15 protein-coding genes are annotated in these 20876 nt (G+C 72.8%); 1 reads left to right on the top strand and 14 read right to left on the bottom strand.

Translation table 11 applies throughout. The features are described from left to right. Positions 1–52 precede the first annotated feature (52 nt). From ABIA33_RS12450 to miaB, 14 genes are all read right to left on the bottom strand, one after another. A complete protein-coding gene (locus ABIA33_RS12450; RefSeq protein ID WP_370080488.1) occupies positions 53–2200 on the bottom strand; it encodes an ATP-dependent DNA helicase in 2148 nt (715 codons plus the stop codon). A 40-nt stretch (positions 2201–2240) separates the two neighbouring features. Continuing rightward, positions 2241–3116, bottom strand: coding sequence for a carbon-nitrogen hydrolase family protein (locus ABIA33_RS12445; RefSeq protein ID WP_370080486.1), 876 nt, complete (start codon positions 3114–3116; stop codon positions 2241–2243). A 227-nt stretch (positions 3117–3343) separates the two neighbouring features. Then, positions 3344–4711: a lysine N(6)-hydroxylase/L-ornithine N(5)-oxygenase family protein gene (locus tag ABIA33_RS12440; protein WP_370080484.1), complete on the bottom strand. Its 1368-nt coding sequence runs from the start codon at positions 4709–4711 to the stop codon at positions 3344–3346. Positions 4712–4766: 55 nt separating this feature from the next. Further along, positions 4767–5456, bottom strand: a complete 690-nt coding sequence (locus tag ABIA33_RS12435) for a GNAT family N-acetyltransferase (protein ID WP_370080482.1) — start codon at positions 5454–5456, stop codon at positions 4767–4769. After that, the gene (locus ABIA33_RS12430) at positions 5453–7456 is read right to left on the bottom strand and encodes an IucA/IucC family siderophore biosynthesis protein (protein ID WP_370080480.1); all 2004 of its coding nucleotides are present in this window, start codon (positions 7454–7456) and stop codon (positions 5453–5455) included. Before ABIA33_RS12430 ends, ABIA33_RS12435 begins: the two co-directional genes overlap by 4 nt. Continuing rightward, a complete protein-coding gene (locus ABIA33_RS12425) occupies positions 7453–8928 on the bottom strand; it encodes an aspartate aminotransferase family protein (RefSeq protein ID WP_370080478.1) in 1476 nt (491 codons plus the stop codon). Before ABIA33_RS12425 ends, ABIA33_RS12430 begins: the two co-directional genes overlap by 4 nt. Beyond that, the gene (locus tag ABIA33_RS12420; protein WP_370080476.1) at positions 8925–10376 is read right to left on the bottom strand and encodes a diaminobutyrate--2-oxoglutarate transaminase; all 1452 of its coding nucleotides are present in this window, start codon (positions 10374–10376) and stop codon (positions 8925–8927) included. The genes ABIA33_RS12425 and ABIA33_RS12420 overlap by 4 nt, the downstream gene beginning before the upstream one ends. Before the next feature lie 241 nt (positions 10377–10617). Further along, a complete protein-coding gene (gene hflX, locus ABIA33_RS12415; RefSeq protein WP_370080474.1) occupies positions 10618–12150 on the bottom strand; it encodes a GTPase HflX in 1533 nt (510 codons plus the stop codon). Positions 12151–12216: 66 nt separating this feature from the next. Further along, positions 12217–14568 carry a bifunctional (p)ppGpp synthetase/guanosine-3',5'-bis(diphosphate) 3'-pyrophosphohydrolase gene (locus tag ABIA33_RS12410; RefSeq protein ID WP_370080472.1) on the bottom strand — a complete coding sequence of 784 codons (2352 nt, stop codon included), beginning with the start codon at positions 14566–14568 and terminating at the stop codon, positions 12217–12219. A 200-nt stretch (positions 14569–14768) separates the two neighbouring features. Next, positions 14769–15656 (bottom strand): diaminopimelate epimerase, encoded by an 888-nt coding sequence (gene dapF / locus ABIA33_RS12405; protein ID WP_370080470.1) that lies wholly within the window; start codon positions 15654–15656, stop codon positions 14769–14771. Between the two features lie 43 nt (positions 15657–15699). Next, a complete protein-coding gene (locus ABIA33_RS12400; RefSeq protein WP_370080920.1) occupies positions 15700–16152 on the bottom strand; it encodes a hypothetical protein in 453 nt (150 codons plus the stop codon). 264 nt (positions 16153–16416) lie between these two features. After that, the gene (gene miaA, locus ABIA33_RS12395; protein ID WP_370080468.1) at positions 16417–17352 is read right to left on the bottom strand and encodes a tRNA (adenosine(37)-N6)-dimethylallyltransferase MiaA; all 936 of its coding nucleotides are present in this window, start codon (positions 17350–17352) and stop codon (positions 16417–16419) included. A gap of 141 nt (positions 17353–17493) precedes the next feature. After that, the gene (locus ABIA33_RS12390; protein WP_370080466.1) at positions 17494–18198 is read right to left on the bottom strand and encodes a class III extradiol dioxygenase subunit B-like domain-containing protein; all 705 of its coding nucleotides are present in this window, start codon (positions 18196–18198) and stop codon (positions 17494–17496) included. A 28-nt stretch (positions 18199–18226) separates the two neighbouring features. Next, complete coding sequence (gene miaB, locus ABIA33_RS12385) at positions 18227–19687, bottom strand: tRNA (N6-isopentenyl adenosine(37)-C2)-methylthiotransferase MiaB (protein WP_370080918.1); 1461 nt, start codon at positions 19685–19687, stop codon at positions 18227–18229. A 157-nt stretch (positions 19688–19844) separates the two neighbouring features. Between miaB and ABIA33_RS12380 the strand changes: the two genes are divergently transcribed. Beyond that, positions 19845–20864 carry a TAXI family TRAP transporter solute-binding subunit gene (locus ABIA33_RS12380; protein WP_370080464.1) on the top strand — a complete coding sequence of 340 codons (1020 nt, stop codon included), beginning with the start codon at positions 19845–19847 and terminating at the stop codon, positions 20862–20864. The last annotated feature ends 12 nt before the right edge of the window (positions 20865–20876 follow it).

The raw sequence follows: 20876 nt of genomic DNA, 5'->3' as shown, positions 1-20876 counted from the left end.
GCGCGCCGTCCTGTGGACGGCGCGCCCGGCTGTGTCCAACCGGCCTCGGTGTTCAGCGCGCCTTGATCGGTCTGGGCGGAACGGCGGCCGCGTTAATCGCCGCCAGAGAACGGCGAACCTGGTTGCGGTCGGTGGTGTACCAGAAGTCCGGCATCGAGGAGCGGAAGAAACCGCCGTACCGGGCCGTGGCGAGCCGCGAGTCGAGGACGGCGACCACCCCCCGGTCGTCCGCCGCCCGGATCAGACGGCCCGCACCCTGTGCCATCAGCAGAGCCGCGTGGGTCGCCGCGACCGCCATGAAGCCGTTGCCACCGTGCTCCTCCACCGCCTTCTGCCGGGCGCTCATCAGCGGATCGTCGGGACGCGGGAAGGGAATCCGGTCCATCACGACGAGCTGGCAGGCGGAACCCGGGACGTCCACGCCCTGCCACAGCGACAGCGTGCCGAAGAGACAGCTCTCGGTGGAGGCCGAGAACGAGCGGATGAGCTCCCCCAGCGTGTCCTCGCCCTGGAGCAGGATCTCCCCGGGGACGCGCTCGCGCAGCGCCTCGGCGGCGGCCTTGGCAGCGCGCATCGACGAGAACAGGCCGAGCGTGCGTCCGCCGGCCGCCTGGATCAGCTCCGCCAGCTCGTCCAGCATGGCCGGTCGGTCCGGTTCCCGACCCGGCGGCGGCAGATGGCGGGCGACGTAGAGGATGCCCTGCTTGGGGTAGTCGAAGGGCGAGCCCACATCCATGGCCCGCCAGGGCGGGGTGGCCTCCTCCAGTGACTCCCCCACGTCGTCCCGTCCCGGTGCCGCCAGCCGGGCCGGCGGGGAGGCCGCGGCCGGGCTGGTGCGCTCGTCGGGCAGGCGGCCTTCGGGGCCGAGGCCCAGCGACAGGCCGACCCCGTTGAAGTCGCCGCCCAGTTTGAGTGTGGCCGAGGTCAGAACGACCGAGCGTTCCTTGTAGAGGTTCTCCCGCAGCAGTCCGGACACGCTCAGCGGGGCGACCCGGAGCGAGGAGGCCCCGTTGCCGAAGCGGTCGTTGTTCTCGATCCACACCACGTCGTAGAGGGAGCCCTCGAGCAGCCGGTCGGCGGTCTCGTGGACGGTCTCCACCGAAGCCATGGCCTGCTTGCGCACGGCGTCCTCGTCAGTGACGCCCTTGTCCCGCACCTCTCCCAGGGAGGTGATGACGGAACGGCAGGCCTCGCGGATCGCGGCGACGGCGTAGGCGATGTTCTCCGGGAGCTCCTCGACCCGACCCGGCTGGGCGATCTCCATCAGGCCGTGGAAGTTCTCGGCGGCGGCCTGGAGCGCGTCCACCGCCTTCTCGTTGGCGAGCTTCGCGGCGCGCTTCACCGCGCGGTTGACCGCTCCGGTGGTCAGCTCGGCGGTGGCGATGCCGGTCACCCGGGACACCAGTTCGTGCGCCTCGTCCACGATCAGCAGCTCGTGTTCGGGGAGCACGGGCGCGCCTTCGAGCGCGTCGATGGCAAGCAGCGCGTGGTTGGTGACGACCACGTCGGCGAGCTTGGCGCGCTCCCGGGCGGACTCGGCGAAGCACTCGCCCCCGTAGGGGCAGCGGCTCGCGCCCAGGCACTCCTTGGAGCTGACGGTCATCTGCGCCCAGGCCTTGTCGGACACACCCGGCGTCAGATCGTCACGATCGCCGGTCTCGGTCTCGTCGGCCCAGTCCCTGAGCCGCACGATGTCCTGGCCCAGCTTGCTGCTCGGCCCGCCGAGCACCACTGCCGGATCGAACAGGCCCTCGCCCTCGTCACTCGGGGCACCTTCGTGGACCCGGTGCAGGCAGAGGTAGTTGGAGCGGCCCTTGAGCATGGCGAACTGCGGTCGGCGGCGCAGCAGCGGCTGCAGCGCGTCCACGGTGCGCGGCAGGTCGCGCTCCACCAGTTGCCGTTGCAGGGCGAGGGTGGCGGTGGCGACGACGACGCGGTCACCGTGCGCGAGGGCCGGCACCAGGTAGGCGAGGGACTTGCCGGTTCCGGTGCCGGCCTGCACCAGCAGGTGCTCGGCGGAGTCCACCGCCGAGGCCACGGCCTCGGCCATGGCGACCTGACCGGGACGTTCCACGCCGCCGACGGCGGTGACGGCGGCGTGGAGAAGCTCCCCGATCCGGGAGGCCGGCGGGTCCGCCGCGGGGTCTGCCGATGGGGTGTCGTCGATGGCGCCCTCGCCGGGCGTGGAAAGTTGAGTCATGGCTTGCCCAGCCTAAGGCTCAGCACTGACAACAGGAGGTTCAGCCGAGGGTGGTGAGGGAGCGCGGCAGGTTCGGCGCGACCAACGAGGGGTCGATGAGGACCGGCTCCTCGGCACGGGCCCGGGCCAGCAGACGGGGGTCGAGCCGGGCAGTGGCCAGGCCGGGGTCGGCTGGGCCGGCATCAGCGAGGAGGGTTCCGTCCGGGTTCCAGACGGCGCTGCCACCGCAGCCGTGGTACGGGCCGGACGGCGCGCAGTGGTTGGCGAGCACGGCGTAGGACGTGTTGTCGAGCGCGCGGGCCGGGAAGACGGTGCCGCGCTGCTGCGCTCCGGACCCCCGTCCGAACATCGCCCCGACCAGGTAGGCGTGGCAGCCGTCGAGAGCGGCGGCCCTGGCGTGCTCGGGGAAGCCCGAGTCCCAGCAGATGCCGAGGCCGAGCCGCCACCCCGCCAGGTCGAGGGTGCAGCCGCGGCTTCCCGCGCTGACGCCCGCCGCCCGCTCGTTCGGCGTGACGTGCTGCTTGTCGTACCGGGCGGCGGTATGTCCGGCCCGGTCGAGGACCAGTGCGGAGATGCGCAGGGCGCCCGTGTCGACGTCCCGGGTCGGCGCACCCACCACGACGGCGGTGCGGGTCTCGGCGCAGGCGGCGGCGAGCGGGTCCAGCCGCGGGTCGTCGGGGGCGAGCGCGTACTTCCCCGGGTCGCCGCTGATGCCGGGCAGCTCATAGCCGGTGAGGAAGAGTTCCGGCAGGAGCAGCAGGTCCGCGCCCTCGTCCGCGGCACGCCTTAGCAGGGCGGTCGCGGTCGCGGTGTTGGCTGTGACGTCCAGCCCGACGCAAGCCGCCTGAGCGGCGGTGACGGTGAGCGGAGCGGCGGGGAGCGGGGCGGCGATCGGGGTCGTCAGGAGTGCGTCCATGGACTGCGAGCTTACGACCTGGGGGCGATAGGGCTCGGGTCGGCGCACGCCGTCGCAGTGACACTGTGCGGCTCCGCAGCGTGGCCCTCGATGGCAGCGCGCGGGGACGCCCTTGTAGCGGAGCTATTGGGGCCCCGGCGCCGGCCGCTGATGTCAGGGCCGCCGAAGCGGCAAGCGGAGGTGCCTGGCGGCGTGCGCCCGAGCCCCGTCGCTCCCCAGGTCGCCGGTCACGGCTCGGGTGTCAGGGCCAGGGCGGACGCCTCGGACCATGCGCTCGACTGCCGGGGAACGCCGAAGGTGGTCCAGGCCGTGCGGGCGGGAAGGCGGTGAATGGTGCGGCCGGCCACGGCGTTGAGAATGGTGGCGGCGCGGTGCGCACCGAGGCCGAGGTCGGGGGTCCCGACGCCGTGCGTGTGCAGTTCGGCGTTCTGGACGTAGAGGCCGGCGGTGACGTCGGGGCGCAGGCCCACCCGGTGGTCGAGGTCGACGCGGTAACGCCCCTGCTGGTCCCAGTCCACGAGGTCGGCCAGCGGGTCGAGCAGGGCCGGGCGGCGTGCGGAGTAGCCCGTGGCGAGGATCGTCGCGTCCGTGCGCACGGTGTGGGCGGAGCCGGTCTGCAGGTGGCGGCAGTGCAGTTCGAGGCCGCCGCAGGGGCCGGGGCGGGCGGCCTCGATCTCGGTGCCGGGCAGGATCACCGCATCGGCCGGCGCGCCGCCGAGGGTCCGGTCGTAGAGGGCGGCGTGGATCTCGGCGAGGGTGTCGGCACTGGCGGCCTTGTAGAGCTGCCACTGGGCCGGGACGAGGCGTTCCCGCACCCCCTCGGGCAGGCCGTGGAAGTAGCGGGTGTAGTCCGGGGTGAAGTGCTCCAGGCCGAGTTTGGAGTACTCCATCGGCGCGAGGGCCTGGCTCCGGGTGATCCAGCGCAGTTGCGGCCCGGGGGCGTCGCCGCGCCTGCGCAGCAGGTCGAGGAAGATCTCGGCACCGGACTGCCCGGAGCCGACGACGGTGACATCGCTCGCTCCCGACAGCGAATGGCGCACGCCGAGGTACTCCTCCGCGTGGTGGACGGAGCCTGCCGTGTGGAGCGCCGTGAAGGCCGCCGGTACGACCGGCGCGGTTCCGACGCCCAGGACCACGTTGCGGGCGGGGACGGTCCTGCCGCCGGGCAGTGAGACCTGGAAGAGCCGCGTCCTGGCATCCCAGCTGACGGCGCGGACCGGGCTGGCGAAACGGCAGTTGGGGAGGCGTTCGGCGGCCCAGCGGCAGTAGTGCTCGTACTCCCGCCGGGTCAGGTGCGACTGCTCGGCGAAGTAGAAGGGGAACAGCCGGTCGTGGGCCCGCAGATAGGCCAGGAACGACCACGGGCTGGTCGGGTCGACCAGCGAGACCAGGTCGGCGAGGAAGGGGACCTGCATCCTCGCCCCGTCGACCATCAGGCCCGGATGCCAGCGGAACTCCGGCTTGGCGTCGAGGAAGAGGGTGCGCAGCCCCGGTACGGCGTCGGCGAGGGCGGCCAGGGAGAGGTTGAACGGCCCGAGGCCGACGCCGATCAGATCGTGGGGAGTACGGGGCGGGAGCGGGGAGGTGAGGTCCACGGCAGGAGTTGCTTTCGGCGACAGGAGAGTGGGGAGAGAGAGTCGGGGAGGAGACTCAGCGGCGGGCGTAGATCAGCAGAGCGGCGTGTTTGTCGGCGAGCACGAGGTCCCGGTCGTGGTGGAACCCGGCGCGCAGGAACGCCTGGAGTGAGGGAACGTTGCGCACGTCCGGCTCGGCGACGATCCGGCGGGCGGCCTGGCGCTCCCGCAGCGCACGTTCGGCCACGGCACGGAGGAGGACCGGGCCGAGGCCCCTGCCCCGGCACTCCGCAGGGCCGAGCAGCAGGTGCACACCCGTGTCGTGGGGGCGGGCCGGGTAGTGCCGGGCCAGCGGGTCGAGGTCGGCGCGGTAGATCTCCCAGTAGCCGATCGGGACTCCGTCCAGCAGGCCGAGGCAGGGGACGCTGCGCCCGTCGCCGTCCAGTTGGGTCCGGATATGATGCTCGGTCAGTTCCGCCGGGCCTGCGAGTTCCCAGAAGGCGGTGACGACGGGATCGTTCATCCAGGCGGCGACGAGGGTGAGATCGCGCGGCAGGCGAACCGGCCGCAGCCGGAACGGGCCGAAACGCGTGTCCATCACGCCCCAGCTTCCGACACCGTCGAGCAGGTCGGCACTCGGCTGCCGATGCGGCAGCGGACGCGGTCCGGGCGGCGGGGAGACGGCCTGTTGCGCGGGGATGGCGTTGTGGCGGTCGCCCAGAGTGCGCCTGGGGCCGCCGGGGCCGGGCGGGGTCGGGCGGCTCACTGGGGGGCTCCTGAGGTCTGGTGAGTACGGACCGGGCCCGACGAGGCGCCGCCGACGACCGCGAGGGGGTTGTCGATGGTGACGTACACCGACTGGGACTCGACCGGGCCGACGAGTTCGTCCAGGCCGTGCAGTCGGGTCATCAGGTTGGCCTTGCAGCGCAGCGTGGGAGCGTCCAGCAGCAGCGCGGGCAGGGTGGACCGGGTGGCGGCCGCCGACGGCCCGGCGAGGAAGCCGCGCAGGGCGGCCAGCAGGACGCTCTCGTCGGCGAGGCGCTGGGAGCCGAAGGCGCCGACGAGGCCGAGCAGGTGGTTGATGCCGAGGTAGTAGGCGAAACGCTCGTCGGCGACGGCATCAGGGACGAAGGTGCCACTGGCCCTGCCGATGCCCGGGAGCCGGGCCTCGAGGGCACCGGCGCGGGACTCGCGGAAGTAGAAGCCCTGGTTGTCGCGGTAGCGGCCGCCGGTGGGCAGGCCGTGGGCGTCCAGCAGGACGAGGCTGTTCTGCTGGTGTGCCTCCAGGGCGATCCCGGCGTGCCCGTCGAGCCAGAGGACCGGCAGGACGGCGGCGTCGAGGTAGCGGAGGAACCACTCGGCGGCGACGGTCGGGGTGGGGCGTCCGCTGCGGGCGGCGAGGGTGTGGATCAGGTCGCCCAGGCGCGAGCGCGCGGGGGTGCCCGCAGCGGTGCTGTGCGGGCGCTCGGCGACCAGCCCGGCGACGCAGTGCGCCTGGTCGCCCGGGCCGAAGGGGCACTGCCGGATGACGGCGTCGACGCCGTTGGCCGCCGCCGGGTCCGCTCCCGGCAGGTCCACGCCGATCCAGGCCGGGTCGCGGACGACGTCGAATCCCGGATGCGCGGCCTGCCACTCCTGCCCGAGCCCGCCGCTGAGCAGGCGGTGGACCTCCAGGCCCCGATGGAGCTCCTTGCGGAGGTTCTCCCGGCGGGAGTTGGTGATCCGCAGGCCGAGGGACAGCTTCAGCATGTAGCGGGTGCCGGGCTGATGGACCGTACGCAGCGACGACGTGGGATACCAGGGGCTGCCGGACGGGCCGAGGTCGTGCAGCCGACCCGCGTCGAGGAGTTCGCGAACAGCTCGACGGTGCGTCAGCTCCCGTGCCTGCCAGGGATGCAGAGGGAGAGCAACGGTCCCCGGCGGGAGCGGCGGCCCGTCCTCGCCGCGCAGCGAGGCGGTGATCGCTGCAGCGTCCTCGGGCAGCGCGGAGTCGGCAGCGGCGAGGTCCTGGTCGACGGCGAACCAGTGCAGGAGGTGTGCGCCGCGCAGTTCCGGCGAGTAGGCGGCGGACTCGGCCTCGCTCAGGCCCTCCCGGCTTTTGGGCGTGGGATGCAGCGGATGGCCGAGGAGCAGCGCCTGTTCGCTGTCGAGGAACGGGGTGAGGAACGGGGTGGTGCCGAGAGCCGGCTCGGGAGCCCTCCTCCTGTCGGCGATGAAACCGGCGGTGCGGCGCACGGAGTCGGCGACGCGACCGGCCAGATCGGCGATGTGCCGCGGAACAGCTCCGTCGAGGCTCGTGGCCGGTGCGCTGCCGCGCGCGAGCAGGGCGGCCACCGTGACGGCGTCCACGGGGTGACCTGGATGCTCTGACGCCCCGGGGACCAGGCGGGCTCGGCCGAAGCGGTGCCAGCCGCTCGCCGACCAGTACCGGACCGGGACGGCGAGGAGCAGGCCGTCGCCGAGGGCGAGCCGGAGCACGCCGCCGGGGGGTTCACCGAGGTCGGTCTCCCGCACCCAGCAGCGCAGCAGGCTCTCGGTGGCGGCGCAGTCCGCGGCGACGGTGGCGTCGGGGTGCAGGAGCGGGTCGTCGGTCTCGGGCACGGCGATCGCACGTGACGCATCGCTCTGCGCCGCCGGAGCATGCGCCGCCTGGTCGTGGGCTGCCTGGTCGTGGACTGCGTGGTCGTGGACTGCATGGTCGTAGGTTGCGTGGTCGTGGGTTGCGTAGGTCTGCGCGGGGAGCCCGCCGGCGGCAGCAGTGCTCACGGATGCATCTCCTGATCTTCTTCTGCTCCTGCGGCGAGGACCAGCCCCAGCAGGCGGTCGACATCCGCTCGGGTCGCGTGCGGGTTGAGCAGGGTGAACTTCAGCCGGACGGCGCCCGGGCCGTCGCCGAGGGAGGTGCGGCCGACGACGGCGCGGCCCTCCGCCAGCAGGCGGCGCCGCAGCGAGGCGTTCACCCGGTCGGACCCGCCCTTCACTGGCAGATAGCGGAAGAGCACCGTGGTGAGCACGGGTTCGGCGGTGAGTTCGAGCCTCGGCTCGGCGGCGATCCGCTCGGCGGCGTAGCGGGCGAGTTCGTGGCAGCGGTCGACGAGGGCGCCGAGGCCCTCACGTCCGAGGGCGCGCAGTGTCACCGCGACCTTGAACGCGTCGGCCCTGCGGGTGGTGCGCAGGGAGCGGCCGAGCAGGGAGGTGTATCCGGCGTCCTCGTCGTCCTCGGGGTTGAGGTAGGCCACCCGTTGCGCGAGGGGTTCCAGCAGCTCGGCGTCACGGGCCAGCAGCACCCCGGCGGCAACCGGCTGCCAGCCCAGCTTGTGCAGGTCGAGCCCGACGGTGTCGGCGAGCTCGAGACCGTCGAGGAGCGGCGCGAGCCGCCGAGAGAACAGTGCCCCGCCGCCGTAGGCGGCGTCGACGTGCAGCCGTACGCCGTGCCGCCGGGCGATCGTGGCGACGGCCGGAAGCGGGTCGATCGCGCCGAGGTCGGTGGTTCCCGCGGTGGCGACGACGCACATCGGGGTCCGACCGGCCGTGCGCGCATCGGAGAGGGCCCAGTCCAGCAGGCGCGGGTCGAGCCTGCCGTCCGTCGTGGTGTCCACCGCCACCACGGCGTCGGGGCCCAGTCCGAGTACGGCGGCGGCGCGGGCGATCGAGAAGTGCGCGGCGGCCGAACAGTGGACGGTGAGCCGTCCGGCGCTGAAGTCCGCTCGGGGCACCGCGTCGCGGGCGAGCAACAGGCCCATCAGGTTGGACTCGGTGCCGCCGGTGGTGAGGACCCCTGCGGCGGCCTCGGGCCTGGGGAAGCCGACGAGTTCGGCCAGGGCGCGCAGCACGGCGAGCTCGACCGAGGTGCTGCCGGGCGCCTGGTCCCAGGAGTCCAGGGAGGGGTTCAGAGCGGAGGCCGCCAGGTCCGCGGCGACCGCCAGGGCGAGCGGAGGCACATGGAGGTGCCCGGCGCAGGCCGGATCGGCGGGGTCAGCTGCGGTGGCGGCAAGCGCTTCGGCCAGCAGCCGCAGGGCCTGCGCATCGCCGCGCTCGGGAAGCAGCGCCCGGGGCTCCAGCAGTTCGGCCAGGTCCGCGGCGACGGCCGCCGGCCCGCCTGCGGGCAGCGGCCCGCCGCGCCTGGCCGCGCCGGAGCGCAGCGCGTCGAGGACCACGGCGAGCAGCGGCTCCAGGGCGTCAGGACCCGTCGATCCCCCGGCCAGGGAGCTGTCGGCTGCGCCGTCGAGTCCGCTCACCACGCGCCTCCGGCGGCGTTCTCCGACGGTTCCTGACTCGGTCTCGCTCCAGCGGGTTTCCGGTCGCCGGACTCGGCGAGCGGCTCGCGATGGGCCGCCGAAGCCGCGTGCACGGCCTCGCCGAAGCGTTCCAGCACGGCCTCTGACTGCTCGTCGGTCATGGTCAGCGGCGGCAGCAGTCGGACCACGCTGTCGTGGCGTCCGCCGAGTTCCACGATCAGCCCCCGGCGCAGGGCCTCCTCGCGCACGGCAGCGGCCAGGACGGGCGCGGCCGGTCGGGCACCGAGTCGGTCGGCGTCCGCCCGCGGGTCCACCAGCTCGACGCCGAGCATCAGCCCCCGGCCCCTGACGTCCCCCATCGCGGGCAGCAGGCACCGCAGCGCCCGCAGCCGGGCGAGCATCCGCTCGCCGAGCACGGCGGCGCGTTCGGCCAGCCGCTCCTTCCGGACGAAGCGCAGCGTCGCGGTGCCGGCGGCCATGGCGAGCTGGTTGCCCCTGAACGTCCCGGCGTGGGCGCCGGGCGCCCACACGTCGAGCTCGCTGCGGTAGACGATCGCCGCGAGCGGCAGGCTGCCGCCGACCGCCTTGGACACCACCATGACGTCGGGGATCACCCCGGAGTGCTGCACGGCCCAGAACGCCCCGGTCCGTCCCACCCCGGTCTGCACCTCGTCGACGATCAAGGGGATGCCGTGCACCCCGGTGATCCGGCGCATCTCCCGGAGCCACGCGTCGGGGGCTGGAATGACGCCGCCCTCGCCCTGGACGGGCTCGACGATCATGCCTGCGGGCTGCTCCACTCCCCCTTGGGGATCCGCCAGCAGCGAGGCAGCCCAGCGTGCGGAGATCCGCGCGCCCTCCTCCCCGCCGACCCCGAAGGGGCAGCGGTAGTCGAACGGGAACGGCAGTCGTACCGGCTGCTGCACGGTGCCGCCGAGGCCGGCCCTGGCGGCGGTGTCGCCGCCTGCGGCGAGCGCGCCCGCCGTCATGCCGTGGTACGCCCCCGTGAAGGCCAGCAGTCCGCTGCGCCCGGTGGCGGTGCGGACCAGTTTCAGCGCCGCCTCGACGGCGTCCGTTCCGGCCGGGCCGCAGAACTGGATCCTGGCGTCGCGGGCGAACTCCGGCGGCAACGAGGCGAACAGCTCAGTCGTGAACTCGTCCTTGACCGGTGTCGCCAGGTCCAGGATGTGCAGCGGCGCCCCGGAGTCCAGCACCTGGCGGATGGCCTGCAGTACGACCGGATGGTTGTGGCCCAAGGCGAGCGCCCCCGCCCCGGAAAGGCAGTCCAGGTAGCGTCTCCCGTCCGCGCCCTCCACCGTCATCCCCCTCGCCCGCACCGGGACGATCGGCAGTGAGCGGGCGTAGGTGCGGGCTGCGGACTCGCGGGCGGCCTGTCGACCGAGGATCGCCTCGGGCCCGACGGCTGGTGGCTGGACGGTCAGCTGCACGGCCTCGGTTCCTCCTGGCTGGTCAGGGCGGTCCCTGGCCCGGCGCACCCGTACCGGCAACGCCTGAGCCAAGGCGTGCGCCCCCTCGGGCGACGCCCATTGGTCTAACGACCAAGGACCGTGCCAATCACGCACCACGGCGGTAGAACACACTCCCTGCACATATCCCTGAACAGCAGCGAAGGCCGACTGCCCCCTCCCGAGAGGGGGCAGCCGGCCTCCGGCCGAGCATGATGTGCTGTCAGTTCACCTGTACCACAAGGCTGTAGCGATCCAGCTCGGCCGCGAGATCGGGCAGCACCCGGGCCTTGAGCACGGTGCCCTCGCCGGTGTGCTCCTCGGAGAGCACCTCGCCGTCGCGGTGCACCCGGGAGACCAGATCGCCCCTGGTGTAGGGGACCATCGCGAACACCTCGACCGCCGGCCGGGGCAGCTGCTCCTCGATCAGCCGAAGCAGTTCCTCGATGCCCTGCCCGGTACGCGCCGAGACCACGATGGCGTGCGGCTCGCGGCGCAGCAGCCGCCGCAGCACCTCGGGGTCCGCCGCGTCCGCCTTGTTGATCACCACGATCTCCGGCACGCGCTGCGCGTCGACCTCCACGATGACCTCGCGGACGGCGGCGAGCTGCGCCTCCGGCTCGGGGTGCGAACCGTCGACGACATGGAGGATCAGGTCGGCGTCGCCGACCTCCTCCATGGTGGAGCGGAAGGCCTCGACCAGGTGGTGCGGCAGGTGTCGGACGAAGCCGACGGTGTCGGCCAGGGTGTAGACCCGGCCGCCGGGGGTCTCCGCGCGCCGGACCGTGGGGTCCAGGGTGGCGAAGAGGGAGTTCTCGACCAGCACCCCGGCCCCGGTGAGCCGGTTGAGCAGAGAGGACTTGCCCGCGTTGGTGTAGCCGGCGATAGCCACCGAGGGGACCTGGTGACGGCGGCGCTCCTGCCGCTTGGTGTCACGGCCCTTCTTCATGTCGGCGATCTCCCTGCGGAGCTTCGCCATCTTCTCGCGGATCCGCCGACGGTCCGTCTCGATCTTGGTCTCACCGGGACCACGGGTGGCCATACCGCCGCCGCCACCGGCGGAGGAACCGCTGCCACCACCCATCTGCCGGGACAGCGAAGCGCCCCAGCCGCGCAGGCGCGGCAGCATGTACTGCATCTGGGCCAGCGAAACCTGCGCCTTGCCCTCCCGGGACTTGGCGTGCTGGGCGAAGATGTCCAGGATCAGGGCGGTGCGGTCGACCACCTTGACCTTGACCACGTCCTCCAGGTGGATCAGCTGGCCGGGGCTGAGCTCTCCGTCGCAGACCACCGTGTCCGCGCCGGTGGACTGGACGATGTCGCGAAGTTCCCGGGCTTTGCCGGAGCCGATGTAGGTGGCCGGGTCGGGTCGGTCGCGGCGCTGGATCACGCCGTCCAGCACCTCGGAACCCGCCGTCTCGGCGAGGGCCGCGAGCTCCGCGAGGGAGTTCTCGGCCTCCTCGACGGTTCCGTCGGTCCATACGCCGACCAGGACCACCCGCTCCAGACGGAGCTGGCGGTACTCGACCTCGGTGACATCCTGCAGCTCGGTGGAGAGCCCGGAGACCCTGCGCAGCGAGGCGCGGTCACTTCGGTCGTACTGGTCGCCGTCGTAGTCGTTGCTGCGGTATCCGCCGCCGAGGCCCTCGTCGAATCCCGCGAGGTCCTCGTCCATCAGTGCGTCTGCTCGCAGGTCCGCCGGACGGCGCCGGTCCTGCTGCGCGGAAGCGTCGCGGGTTTCGTACGTGGAGGTCATTGCATCCTTAGGCCGGGGTCGGGCTGCACAGCCGTGCAGCTCGGAAGGGGGCGAACTGTCCGCCCCTTACTCAGTGAACGCCGCAGACCCGCTGCGGATTCCCGACGATGGTCGCACGGGCGCTCCGGAACGGTCACCCGTATTTTCTCTGCCCAGAGGCCCGGCTCGGTACACGTCGTACACGCCCGGCACCCGCAGCATGGCGCGCATCAGCTCCGGCAGGACGCTCGGGTCCGGCAGCTCCACGGTGTACGTGTGCCGTACCCGGAGCTCCTGCGGCGGCTCCACGGAGGCTGAGACGATGTCCACCCCCAGGGCCGACATCGCGGCGGTCAGGTCGGTGAGCAGCCGGGGCCGTCCCAGCGCGTCAGCCTGGACCGTGACCATGTAGCCGGCCGGTTCCGCCCCCTGGACCCAGGCGACCTCCACCGGGGCCCGCCCTCCGCCGGCCATGCCGCTCCCGGTCGGGCAGCCCTGGCGGTGCACGGCGACGCCGCCCTTGACCGCGAATCCGATCAGCGGGTCCGGCGGCACCGGCGTGCAGCAGCGCGCCAGCCGTACCGGGGCGTCGGGCATGCCCGCGGCGGTGACGACCGGCTGCTCCCTGACCGGCTCGCGGGCGGTCTCCGGATCGAAGACGGCCGGGTCGAAATCGCGGCGGTCCGACTCCGGGCGGTCGAACCCTGGGCGGTCGGACCCCGGACGGTCGGGCGCTGGGCGGTCGGACTCCAGTCGGTCGGACTCGGGCCGCTCCCCGTCCGGCGACTCCCCCTCGGGCTCGACCGGATGTCGGACCAGCCAGCGTTCGATCGCCAGCCGGGCGACAGCTGTCCGCGCGTGACCGAGCCACTCCGGGGACGGACCGCCCGGCTCCCCCGACTCGGTGAGCACGTCCACCACGTCGCCGTCGTGCAGCTGGGTGGAGAGTGCGGCGAGGCGGCCGCCCAGGCGCACTCCGATACATCGATGGCCGACGTCCTCGCCCAGCGCGTAGGCGGCGTCCACGCAGCTCGCACCGACCGGAAGCTGCAACGTCCGGCCGTCCTCGGTGACGACGGTCAGCTCGCCGTCCCCGGACAGGTCCGCGGTGAGCGTGGACCAGAAGGTGTCGGCGTCCGGGGTCTCCCGCTGCCACTCGAGCAGCCGGGAGAGCCAGCCGGGCCGGGCCGGGTCGGTGCGGTCGAGCTCGTCGCGGACGCCCTCGTCCGCGGGCGCCCCGGGACTGTCCAGGGCCACCACGCCGAACTCCGCGACCGCGTGCATCCGCTCGGTGCGGACCAGCACCTCCACGACCTCGGACTGCGCGGAGGCCACGGCGGTGTGCAGCGACTGGTACAGGTTGAACTTGGGAGCGGCGATGAAGTCCTTGAACTCCCCGGGAAAGGGCGTCCAGCAGGTGTGCAGCTCGCCGAGGACCGCGTAGCAGTCGGCGTTCTCCTCGACCACCACCAGCAGCCGTCCGAAGTCGCACGGCCCCAGCTCGGTGCGCCGGAGCCGGGCCCGGTGCACCGACACGCAGTGCCGGGGACGGACCGTCACCTCGGCCTGGATCCGGGCCTCCCGCAGCTGTCGCCGCAGCGCCCCGGCGAACTCCGCCAGCGGGTCGACGCCCTGCTCCTGCGCCGCCTCCCTGGCCGCAACCAGGGCCCTGGTCTCGGAGTACTCCTCGGAGTGGAGGGTGGCGAAGACGATGTCCTCGAGCTCGGTCTTGACGACCTGGATGCCGAGCCGCTCGGCCAGCGGGATCAGCACGTCCCGGGTGACCTTGGCAATCCTGATCCGGCTGGCGGGCTTCATATGACGGATGGTGCGCATGTTGTGCAGCCGGTCGGCCAGCTTGATGACCATCACCCGGACGTCCTCGCCGGTGGCGAGCAGCATCTTGCGGAAGGTCTCCGCCTCGGCCGCGGCGCCGAAGTCGACCTTCTCCAGTTTGGTGACCCCGTCGACCAGGTAGGCGACCTCGTCGCCGAAGCCGTCACGGACCTGATCGAGCGTCACCGCCGTGTCCTCGACCGTGTCGTGGAGCAGGGCGGCGACCAGGGTCGTGGTCTCCGCTCCGAGCTGCGCAAGGATCATCGTGACGGCGAGCGGATGGGTGATGTAGGGCTCGCCGCTCTTGCGGGTCTGGCCTCGATGGGACGCCTCGGCGACCTGGTAGGCGCGGTCGAGCAGCGCGAAGTCGGCCCGGGGGTGGTGCGCACGGTGGGCGCGGATCACCGGTTCCAGGGCGTCCGCGAACTGGGCCCGGCCGCCGGCCAGCAGTGCGGCGAAGCCGGCCCGGCCGAGCCCGGAGCGCGCCCGCGCGCGGCGCAGCCCGCCGCCCGACTCGGCAGCGGCCGCTGGGGCTATAGGTGGTGAGACGGTTCTGCGACCGCCCAGGGGAACAGCTGGAAGATCACCGGCATCGACGTTCATGCGCACCTCCGGCAGCGATCACCGGAGCGGCTCAGCACCCCGATGGTCCATGCTAGCCAGTGCAACACGCTCGGCGATGCCACGTGCTCCCAAAGTCACCTTGATCACCCGTTCGGGGGATTTGAAGCGGCGCGGGAATGGCAAGAATCCTAGGTTGGCCTCCGCCAGGCGCCGTACGGCCCGGCTGACGGGCCGGCCGGTCAGCCGGCCAGCCACCCCGCGTCGAGCTCACCGTCCGCGAGGATCACCGCGGGCCCGGTCATCTCGATCACGCCGTCCACCCGCTCGGTGATCACCAGCCGGCCGCCGGGCACGTCCACGGTGTAGGTCACCGGCTGCCCCGTCACCGCGGGGTCCGCCCCGTCCCTCCGAGCCGCGGCCACCATCACGGCGCAGGCGCCCGTACCGCAGGAGCGGGTCTCCCCGGAGCCGCGCTCGTGCACCCGCACAGCCACATGTCGCGGCCCCCGGTCCACCACGAACTCGACGTTCACGCCGGTCGGGTACGCCGACGCCGGAGCGACCGCAGGCGCGGCCAGCAGATCGCCGGCGTGCGCGAGATCGTCGACGAACGCGACGGCGTGCGGATTGCCCATGTTGACGTTGAGCGCCGGCCAGGAACGGTCCCCGACCGTGACCTCGATGGTCTCCGGGCCCGGCAGCGACGCCTGACCCATCTGCACGGTCACCTCGCCCGCCCCCTCGGGCCCGTCAGCGGCGACATGCGCCCGCCGGACGCCGGCCCGGGTGGCCACGGCCAGGTCGCCGACCTCCGCCAGCCCCGCCAGCACCAGGTACCTGGCGAACACCCGCACGCCGTTGCCGCACATCTCGGCGATGCTGCCGTCGGAGTTGCGGTAGTCCATGAACCACTCGGCCTCCGCGGCCATCGCCGCGGCCTCGGGGTGCGCGGCGGAGCGCACCACCCGCAGCAGGCCGTCCCCGCCCAGTCCTGCCCGCCGGTCGCAGAGCCGCGCCACCAGCGCGGGGGGAACCTCCAGGATGCCGTCCGGGTCCGGCACGATCACGAAGTCGTTCTCCGTGCCGTGGCCCTTGAGGAAACGCAGGCCCTTCAAGATCTCGCTCACCCGTCCATCGTAAGGGAGCACGGCAGCACGGATCCCGGGCCGGTCACCCGCCTATGCGGGCCACCCGCCACAGTCCGAGCGCCAGCACCGAGAGGGTGATCGCCGTGTAGATCAGCAGCGGGCGCCAGCCGGCGCGACGTCCCGACCCCTGACGCGGCAGTCCCGGCCAGGCGTAGCCGGCCCGGCGGGCGGCCACCGCACCCCACCCCGCCGAGGCGGCGGTGAGAAGCAGTCCGAGCATCCCGACCACGAGGCCGTCACCGCCGGCCTCGAAGGCGAGCGGGAAGGCGAACATCAGCGAGCCGAAGATCGCGAGAGCCACGATGGGCATGATCTGCCACAGTCTCAGCCGCCCCTCCGGGCGTAGTTCGCGCTCCCGGAAGTGGCCCTCGCCGATGCTGTCGGCGGGCGGAAGGGGCGTCAGTTCCGTGATCGGGAGCCCGTCGGGACCGAACGGGTCCTCGGACAGACGATGGGTCTCGGGGCCGGTATCCATCGACACGCGGCCTCCCTGGCGGTAGTTGCTGACTCCCTCAATGCTTGATGATGGCATGCACGCTGCGCCCGACCACGCCGTCTTGGGCCCGATCAGTGATCCGTGGCCATGACGTGATCAGCCCGTGACCGCTCACCTACCCTGCGCCGGTGGCACGCGGGTGGCGTACCCGGGAACGCGCCGTGTACACCGGTGCACACCGGCCCGGCCGGCTCTCCACGCCCGCCCCCTGGCCCTCCCGCGACCGGTGGCCGCGGAGGGTTGTCAGGACCCCGCAGCCACCAGTTCCAGCGAACACCTGAGCAGCTCGGCCGGGTCGCTGCCGTCCCCGTGCGTCAGCCAGTTCACCCGCGGGTCGCGGCGGAACCAGGACTCCTGGCGGCGCGCGAAGCGCTTGGTGGCGCGAACCGTCTCGTCGCGCGCCTCCTGCTCGCCGCACTCACCCGCGAGTTGGGCCAGCGCCTGCTGGTAGCCGAGTGCCCGCGCCGCCGTACGCCCCTCGCGCAGCCCAACCGCGGCCAGCCCTTCGACCTCCTTCACCAGGCCCGCCTCCCACATCCGGTCCACCCGCACCGTGATCCGCCGGTCCAGTTCCGGGCGGGGCACCTGGACGCCGATCTGTACGGCGTCGTAGACCGACTGGTGGCTCGGCAGATTGGCTGTGAACGGCCTGCCGGTGATCTCGACGACCTCCAGCGCCCGGACGATGCGCCGCCCGTTGCTCGCCAGGATCGCCTGCGCCGCGGGCGGGTCGACCTCGGCGAGTCGGCGGTGCAGCTCCACGGGGCCCTCCGCCTCCAGCTCCCGCTCCAGCCGGGCCCGTACCTCGGGATCGGTGCCGGGAAAGTCGAGCTCGTCGATGGCGGCGCGGACGTACAGCCCCGAGCCGCCCACGAGCACCGGCGTGCGCCCCTGCGCCAGCAGCACATCGATGACCTCGCGAGCCATCCGCTGGTACTCGGCGACGCTGGCCGCGACCGTCACGTCCCACACGTCCAGCAGGTGGTGCGGAACCCCTTGCCGCTCCTCCACCGTCAACTTCGCCGTTCCGATGTCCATGCCCCGGTAGAGCTGCATGGAGTCGGTATTGACCACCTCGCCGCCGAGTTGCTGGGCGAGGGCCACGCCGAGGTCGGACTTGCCCGCGGCGGTGGCGCCGACGACGGCGATGACCCGGGGAGTGAGAGAAGAGGTGCGCACACCTCCAGTCTGCCGGTTCGGACCGGCGCGCCCGGCAGTCGGCCTCGGCGGCTCGTACCCTATGCGTAGCTATGGGCGATAACTCCTCCATCGACACCGGCGGACGGACGAGGGCGCGGACCTCTAGGGCCGTGCCCTCCGTCAGATCCAGGCGGCGACGAAGTACCCGACGCCGTACGGCGCGTCCTCGTACAGCAGTTCAGCGGCGAGGTGGTCGCCCGCGGCCGCTGCCGCGAGCACCTGCCAGGGCGCACGCCCGGAGGCCATCAGCTCGAAGGCCAGCTCGTCGTCCATGGACGCCAGTTCGCGCCCGGCGTCCGCCGTGGCCAGGCCGCGTGCCGCGACGGCGTCGAACTCCTCGGCCCGCTCGTCCAGGTACCCGGGCGCCTTCACCGATCGTCGCGCGCTGCCCTCCCCCAGCACCAGCAGAGCGACCCGTGCCGCGGACTCGGCGAGCCGAACCCCGTTGGCAGCGCAGAGCTCCGGCTCCAGGTAGTCGGGTACCGCGAGCCCCCGCGCGGGGCCCTCCCAGCCGGCACGCTCCAGCAGCCACGCGCCCAGCGCGAGCGACGACGGCAGCGGCTCGCCCCCGTCCCGTCCCCCGCGCCCCAGGCTCACCGATAGATCGACGCCGTAGGGGCGGAAGGAACCGACACCGCCCTCGTCAAAGCTCCCGTGCTCGGCGTCCGGGCCGACCACCCAGAGCATGTCCGGGGCCGCGGCGAGGAGCGCGCCCACCGCCCGGTCGCAGGCCGCCCGCAGGATGTCCAGCTCGGGTGCGGCACCCGAGGCGATCTCGGGGACGAGCATCGGCGGGCAGGGGCAGACGGCGGCGGCGACCAGCATGGGTCGACCCTACCGGGCGTCCGCGCGGCTACCGGCAGCTCGGGACGTCGGCGGTCGGAAGCGGTGCGGGGACGCCCACGGTCGGCAGGCCCAGCATCACGCCTGCGGGCTTGGTGCCGACCGGAGCCGCCTGGCGCTTCTCCCAGGCGTCACCGGCTGGGGTCCGGCGCACGCCCAGCGGCGCGCCCTCCGCGAGCAGGTGGTGCGGGGCCGCGTAGGTGATCTCCACCGTGACCACGTCGCCGGGGCGGACGCCTTCCACAGGGCGGGTGAAGTGGACCAGGCGGCTGTCCGGAGCGCGGCCGGACAGGCGGTCGGTGTGCTGGTCCTTGCGGCCCTCGCCCTCGGCGACCAGGACCTCGACGGTGCGTCCGACCTGCTTCTTGTTCTCCTCCCAGGAGATCTCCTCCTGGAGTGCGACCAGGCGCATGTAGCGCTCCTGGACGACCGCCTTGGGGATCTGCCCCTCCATCTCGGCGGCGGGGGTTCCGGGCCGCTTGGAGTACTGGAAGGTGAACGCCTGTGCGAAGCGGGCCTCGCGGACCACGTGCATGGTCTGCTCGAAGTCCTCCTCGGTCTCGCCGGGGAAGCCGACGATGATGTCGGTGGAGATGGCCGCGTCGGGCATGGCCGCGCGGACCTTCTCGATGATGCCGAGGTAGCGCTCCTGTCGGTAGGAGCGCTTCATCGCGCGCAGCACCGTGTCCGAGCCCGACTGCAGCGGCATGTGCAGCTGGTGCATCACGTTCGGGGTCTCGGCCATGGCCGCGATGACGTCGTCGGTGAAGTCCTTGGGGTGCGGCGAGGTGAAGCGGACCCGCTCCAGGCCGTCGATCGAGCCGCAGGCGCGCAACAGCTTGCCGAATGCCTGGCGGTCGCCGATGTCCTGCCCGTAGGCGTTGACGTTCTGACCGAGCAGGGTCACCTCGACCACGCCCTCGGCGACCAGCGCCTCGACCTCGGCGAGGATGTCGCCGGTACGGCGGTCCTTCTCCTTCCCGCGCAGCGCCGGGACGATGCAGAAGGTGCAGGTGTTGTTGCAGCCGACCGAGATGGACACCCACGCCGCATAGGCGGACTCGCGGCGGGTGGGGAGGGTGGAAGGGAAGACCTCCAGCGACTCCAGGATCTCGACCTGGGCCTCCTCCTGGACCCGGGCGCGTTCCAGCAGCGCGGGGAGGTGGCCGATGTTGTGGGTGCCGAAGACCACGTCGACCCAGGGCGCCTTCCTGACGATGGTCTCGCGGTCCTTCTGGGCGAGGCAGCCGCCGACGGCGATCTGCATCCCGGGCTGCACCGCCTTCACGGAGGCGAGCTGGCCGAGGTTGCCGTAGAGGCGGTTGTCGGCGTTCTCGCGCACCGCGCAGGTGTTGAACACGACGACGTCGGCGTTCGCCCCGGCGGCGGCCCTGGCGTAGCCGGCGTCCTCGAGCAGGCCGGACAGGCGCTCGGAGTCGTGCACGTTCATCTGGCAGCCGTGCGTACGGATCTCGTATGTCCGTGCGGAGGTCTTGGAAGCTTCTGCGGTACCCACGCACCCAAGGGTACGGGCAGGTCGGGCCGGGCTCGTGCGGGTTCCTCCACGGGCTCCTCCGTGGGTTCGTCCGGGGTTCCTCCGGCGCGGTCGGGCTGGCAGGATCACCCGCATGGCTGAAACCTGGCACCTGCGCACGCTGCTCGCCCGAGGGGCGCGCTCGCGCGTGGTCCGGGCCGTGACGGCACTGGTGGTGCTGGGCGCCGGCGGGCTGGGGTGGTGGCTCGGCTCACCGGACGGGGTGGCGTATCCGCGGGGCACCTACGGGATGGCGACCGGCTCGGCCGGGGGCGTGTACGAGCGGTACGGCCGGCTGCTCAAGCCGAACGTGACCCGGGACATCCCAGGGGTCACCCTGCGCCTGGACGCGAGCGTGGGCGGCCCGGACAACCTGCACCGGATCGCCGACGGCCGGGACACCTTCGGCATCGCGACCGCGGACGCGGTGGCGCACTACGCGGGGCCGAACGGCTCCCGGCTGCGGGCGATGGGACGGCTGTACGACGACTACGTCCAACTGGTCGTGCCGAGCGGCTCGTCGATCCACTCCGTCCAGGACCTGCGCGGTCGGCGAGTGGGGACCGGGCAGCACGGCTCGGGGGTCGCGCTGATCGCCGACCGGGTGCTGGGGGTCGCCGGGGTCCATGTGGTCTCGGTTCCGCTGGGCATCGACGAGGCGCCGCAGCAGTTGCGGGACGGGCGCATCGACGCGTTCTTCTGGTCCGGAGGGCTGCCTACACAAGGGGTCACCACGCTCACGGGCGAGTCCCAGGTGCGGCTGGTGCCGCTGGGCGGGCTGGCGGCGGCGCTGGACGCACTCGCGGCGAAGGAGGACCCGGGCGCGAGGAACACCCAGATCTACCGCGGCTCGACCATGCCGGCGAGCGCGTACCCGCGGACGTTTCCCGACACCGCGGTGTCCACGATCGCCGTGGCGAACCTGATGGTCACCCGGGACGACGTGCCGCTCGGCCTGGTGCAGCGGATGACGGGGGCGGTCATCGCCAGCAGGGACGTGATCGGCGAGCAGGTGCACTCGGCGCAGATGGTGGACATCCGTTCGGCGATCTACACCGATCCTCTGCCACTGGCGGAGGGGGCGCGGCGGTACTACGTGTCGGCGAAGCCCTGACGGCTCCAGGTT

This window comes from Streptacidiphilus sp. MAP12-16 (assembly GCF_041262165.1).
Lineage (GTDB): Bacteria > Actinomycetota > Actinomycetes > Streptomycetales > Streptomycetaceae > Streptacidiphilus.
This window is presented reverse-complemented; position numbering and strand designations above follow the sequence as displayed.

Bases quoted from the DNA above. Each gene is read 5' to 3' on its own strand.
- ABIA33_RS12450 (WP_370080488.1), bottom strand. From the start codon at position 2,200: ATGACTCAACTTTCCACGCCCGGCGAGGGCGCCATCGACGACACCCCA.
- ABIA33_RS12445 (WP_370080486.1), bottom strand. From the start codon at position 3,116: ATGGACGCACTCCTGACGACCCCGATCGCCGCCCCGCTCCCCGCCGCT.
- hflX (WP_370080474.1), bottom strand. From the start codon at position 12,150: ATGACCTCCACGTACGAAACCCGCGACGCTTCCGCGCAGCAGGACCGG.
- ABIA33_RS12410 (WP_370080472.1), bottom strand. From the start codon at position 14,568: ATGAACGTCGATGCCGGTGATCTTCCAGCTGTTCCCCTGGGCGGTCGC.
- ABIA33_RS12400 (WP_370080920.1), bottom strand. From the start codon at position 16,152: ATGGATACCGGCCCCGAGACCCATCGTCTGTCCGAGGACCCGTTCGGT.
- ABIA33_RS12390 (WP_370080466.1), bottom strand. From the start codon at position 18,198: ATGCTGGTCGCCGCCGCCGTCTGCCCCTGCCCGCCGATGCTCGTCCCC.
- ABIA33_RS12380 (WP_370080464.1), top strand. From the start codon at position 19,845: ATGGCTGAAACCTGGCACCTGCGCACGCTGCTCGCCCGAGGGGCGCGC.